The following is a 4,504-nucleotide window of genomic DNA, read 5'->3' as shown; positions in this document are numbered from 1 at the left end:
TCTAGGCATTCTTTCGCATAACTCGCTAATATTGGGGCCAAATCAGGGTTGGCCTCTATCACTTCCATGTCAATTTTTCTCATAAGCACATAACGCCCAATTAAGGTGTGAGGCACGCAATACGATGCCCCCGCATACCACCTTATTCACTTAAACCAACGCATAGTAAAAATGCCACGCGTGCCGAATCACTCTTAAATTGTTTGTTAGTTGCCCATCTCAAAGCCTAGTGCTAACATTTGTACACACACCAACAAAGGAATAAATCATGGACACTAGAATTCAATTTCGTGTTGATGAAGAAACAAAACGCCTAGCTCAACAAATGGCTGAGAGCCAAGGTCGCACTCTGAGTGACGCATGCCGTGAACTTACTGAGCAACTTGCTGAACAACAAAGAAAAACATTGTCTCACGATGCATGGCTAACTGAACAAGTAAATCTAGCATTTGAGAAGTTTGACTCAGGAAAGTCCGTTTTCGTTGAGCACCAAAATGCTAAATCTCGAATGGAAGAGCGCAAAGCCAGAATCCGTAATCGAGGTAAGCAATGATTTTATGGGAAGAAGAGTCACTTAATGATCGTGAAAAGATCTTCGAGTTTCTCTATGACTTCAACCCTGATGCGGCAGAAAAAACTGACAACCTCATTGAAGCAAAAGTAGAAAACTTGCTTGAACAACCTTTAATGGGCGTACAACGAGATGGTATCCGCGGACGATTACTCATTATTCCTGAGATTTCGATGATTATCTCTTACTGGGTCGAGGGAGATATCATCCGAGTTATGCGTGTACTCCACCAGAAACAAAAATTCCCTACGGATTGATTGCTTCCTCTGGGGAATTAACGCCTTGTTAAGGTGTGAGGCACGCAATACCTAAGCTTCCGCATACCACCTTAACCACTAGAACTAACGCATAGTAAAAATGCCACGCGTGCCGAATCACTCTTGAACAATTTGTTATGTAGCCGACTTTCAGGTTAGTGCTTTCTGTCCAATTTGGATCTTGGGCTCAATACCAGCTTTGCGATACAAAGCTAGAGCTGATTCATTGAAAGAATATACTTCTAACCACAGCTCTTCTCCGCCGTTAGAAATAGCCCTTTCCTCAAATGCCTCTATTAGCGCCACTCCAACACCTTGACTCCTAAAGCATGAATCCACAACAATCTGTTCAACGTTTGCGATCTTTCGCTCTTTGAGCGTCCAAGACTTACGAACCCATAGCTCACCAAAAACAAAACCTACTAACTGCCCTTTGCTTTCGGCTACCAGAAAAATCGAGCTTTCACTTTTGATTATCTTGTGTAGGTCTATTTTTTGTTCAATTTCTTCCGGTGACAAAAAGTCATCAGGTAAATTTGCTTGATGATACTCATTAAGCTGAAACTGTAGTTTCTTGATAACACTGATATCTTCAATGCGAGCTTGCCGAATATTTAACATATATAAATCCTTTTAACTTACCGTCCTCTCGCGGCTACATAACGCCCTGCTAAGGGGTGAGCAACGCAATACCGAAGCCGCCGCATACCACCTTAACCACTAAATTCAACGCATAGTAAAAATGCCACGTGTTGCGAATCACTCTTAAACAGTTTGTTATGTGTTTGCGTGCTGAAGTTGAAAATGCAACTGAGACATTAGTGATTGATATACTTTCATAGTAAATACTTGCAAATTTTCCATACAAAACTCACCACCAATAACTGGATGCAGATTCCAACCTAAGCATTCGTCTTGTTTTGGTTGTAGCCCGTGTTCGAGCGCCAAGTCATACCAACTAGTTAAAAAGACATTATCACACCAATCTTGTGATTTATTCATTTTATTGTACTCATGAAAGTCCGAAGCAATTGTTTCATAGGTACCATCTAAAACCGATAACAATGAAATTGAGCCATCCACTTCACCAAATAGCCAGTCACCCATGATGGTTAGATACAAAGGTTTCCCTGTAGGATTAAGCAACCATTTCCACTGAGGTAACAAGGTATCTATTTCTACGTCCGAGACTTCCCAAATAAACTGCATTTTTATCTTTCTCACTCTGTTTAGAAACCCATTGACACATAACGCTCTGTTAAGTGGTGAGCAACGCATTACCGAAGCCATCGCACACCACCCTAATCACTAAAATCAACGCATAGTAAAAATGCCACGCGTTGCGAATCCCTCTTAAACAGTTTGTTATGTTTATTTACCCCGAATTTTTGGGCCAAAGAATAATTCTACTTTCTCTACCGACTTGAATATTTTTTGGCTGAATTCGTCATCATCTGAAACGAAATACACAACCTTATCATTTTCAATAACTCGCTCAGGATTATTATCAACTGTTGCCCCTGGACCAGCATAAGCGCCTTTCATCCAGAAATGTAGCCAAATAGCACCTCTTAAATCTCCAATACGTTGTTGAATTTCGTTAAAACAGTTATGAGCGCTATCTGACCATATTGCTTTTGTTTCAAGACGTATTGTTTGTAGTTCTGCCCACTTCTCATAAAGCAAAGTCATACGTTCATTATATATTCGCTGCTCCTCTTCAAGACGACGTCCGACCTCGACCTCTTCTTTACTCAGATACAACATTGGATTTCTGACAGCTTGAAGGGCTTGCTGAACTTCATAAGTCTTGAAAACTGCTTTTTTAGCGAGCTCATATTCGCTGGTACCTCGCAGCTGCCGTCTCCAAGTGAATAAACCAAATGTGCCAATAATAAGTGCACCGACGGTACCTAATATTGAAAATACATCCTTGGTTAAGGACCAGTCTATTTCACTTATAGTTATGCATAGATTCAATACACTCTCCTAATAAACATAACGCCCAGTTAAGGGGTGAAGCACGCAATACCAATGTTACCGCATGGCACTTCAACACCAAAATCAACGCATACCAAAAATGCCACGCGTGCTGAATCCCACTTGAACTGTTTGTTAGCACGCTGCCCTTTAAGCCTTTGACACACGCCAAGACATTGAAATATAGCACGAAATTTATGGCTTAAAACACCAAAACGAAACGGACAGCTGCCAAACTAAAAACAAACTTCAAGACGTAAGTTGGCTTGAAGAAAAACATGCGAAACTACCCTATTTCGCAGTAATAAAATTTGCAAAGGATTCGATCATCGGACTTCAACAACCACGACAAATAGCCAAATTTAAGGCAGGAAATCAACCGCATCAAAGAAACCGCGCCAGTGAAATAGTCCGAAAGTTAGAAACCGTAAACGACAAACTCAAAGCGAAAACAACTCATATAGTGCCACCGGAGCGAACCTGAAAGGCACATTTGCTTAGGTGCAAAGCGAGGAAAAGAAACCAATAAAAACAGAAACTTTTAGCCTTTGATGTCAACCCAGTGCTAACGCTTTGCTAAGGTGTGAGCAACGCAATACCATTGTAACCGCATTACACCTTAATCACATAAGCCAATGCATAGTAAAAATGCCATGCGTTGCGAATCACTCTTAAGCAACTTGTTAATGTTCTTTGAGCGCATGAATAGTAGATTTGATTGCTTTTATCATATGCTCTGAACGAGGGTCGCTTTGGTTACCATATTCAAACAACATAAGTTCCAAAACAGGAACTGACGCAAAAGCAAAATCTTTATAGCTCTGAAGTTGATAAATAGCTGCAATTTGCTGAACCATTTTTATTGTCTGACGATTTCCATCAATGCCAGAAGCTAGCAACACCATCTGATGAAATGCTTCATAATGTTTTTGCTGCTGTTCTCTATTTCGCTGATCGATCCATTTAATCAATCCAATCACAAACGAAATTGCCGCTCCACATAAAGTAATAAGAGAAACATATTTTAGTAACTCGTCCAATTCTTTCCCCTTGAACACTAACGCCTTGTTAAGGTGTGAGGCACGCAATACCGAAGCTTCCGCATACCACCTTAACCGCTAAAACCAACGCATAGTCAAAATGCCACGCGTGCCGAATCACTCTTGAACAATTTGTTAGCTTACTTTTTCAACGCTCATAGATCTTTAAGTGATTCTCTAAGTTTATCCATAGGTTGAATTCCAAGTTCACTACTAACCCAACCATACTGGTCGCCATGGAACCGAGGGAAAATATGCAAATGGTAATGGTCGAGCTCGTTGAAATGAGGTGCCTCTCCGTTGTTTTGCATAAAGCCGATACCATCGGGATTGAACTTAGCTTCTATACGCTTATATAAATCTCTTGCGACGTCGGTGATCTCTAAAAACACAGACTCGGGCAAGTCGATGAAAGTACGATATTGAGTCTTAGGACAAATTAAAATATGTCCAAAGTTGATTGGGTCATGGTCTGCAAAAGCTATAACTTTGTCAGATTCGTACACGATGACCGAGTCAATTTCACGATTAACAATTTGTTCGACTATCGTGGTCATCTAAACTCCTATCAAAGTATGCTAACGCCCTGTTAAGGGGTGAGCAACGCAATACAAAAGCCGCCGCATACCACCTTAAACACTAAAACCAACGTGTAG

Annotated in this window: 7 protein-coding genes; 2 read left to right on the top strand and 5 right to left on the bottom strand. The window is 40.8% G+C overall.

The window, feature by feature from the left end; translation table 11 throughout:
- Nucleotides 1-268: 268 nt before the first annotated feature.
- Complete coding sequence (locus tag R8269_RS23225; RefSeq protein ID WP_005487956.1) at nt 269-553, top strand: type II toxin-antitoxin system RelB/DinJ family antitoxin; 285 nt, start codon at nt 269-271, stop codon at nt 551-553.
- Entirely contained in the window at nt 550-828 is a 279-nt protein-coding gene (locus tag R8269_RS23220; RefSeq protein ID WP_005377065.1) for a type II toxin-antitoxin system mRNA interferase toxin, RelE/StbE family, read from the top strand. Before R8269_RS23225 ends, R8269_RS23220 begins: the two co-directional genes overlap by 4 nt.
- A gap of 150 nt (nt 829-978) precedes the next feature.
- On the opposite strand, the gene R8269_RS23215 is transcribed toward R8269_RS23220, so the two are convergent.
- From R8269_RS23215 to R8269_RS23190, 5 genes are all read right to left on the bottom strand, one after another.
- Entirely contained in the window at nt 979-1,449 is a 471-nt protein-coding gene (locus R8269_RS23215; protein WP_005377057.1) for a GNAT family N-acetyltransferase, read from the bottom strand.
- Between the two features lie 156 nt (nt 1,450-1,605).
- Nucleotides 1,606-2,037 (bottom strand): T6SS immunity protein Tdi1 domain-containing protein, encoded by a 432-nt coding sequence (locus R8269_RS23210; protein WP_005377056.1) that lies wholly within the window; start codon nt 2,035-2,037, stop codon nt 1,606-1,608.
- Between the two features lie 162 nt (nt 2,038-2,199).
- Entirely contained in the window at nt 2,200-2,808 is a 609-nt protein-coding gene (locus R8269_RS23205) for a hypothetical protein (RefSeq protein WP_005377053.1), read from the bottom strand.
- 683 nt (nt 2,809-3,491) lie between these two features.
- Nucleotides 3,492-3,848 (bottom strand): hypothetical protein, encoded by a 357-nt coding sequence (locus R8269_RS23195; RefSeq protein WP_005377051.1) that lies wholly within the window; start codon nt 3,846-3,848, stop codon nt 3,492-3,494.
- Nucleotides 3,849-4,003: 155 nt separating this feature from the next.
- A complete protein-coding gene (locus R8269_RS23190; protein WP_005377049.1) occupies nt 4,004-4,405 on the bottom strand; it encodes an HIT family protein in 402 nt (133 codons plus the stop codon).
- Nucleotides 4,406-4,504 lie beyond the last annotated feature (99 nt).

This window comes from Vibrio sp. Vb0667, from assembly GCF_033391095.1.
This window is presented reverse-complemented; position numbering and strand designations above follow the sequence as displayed.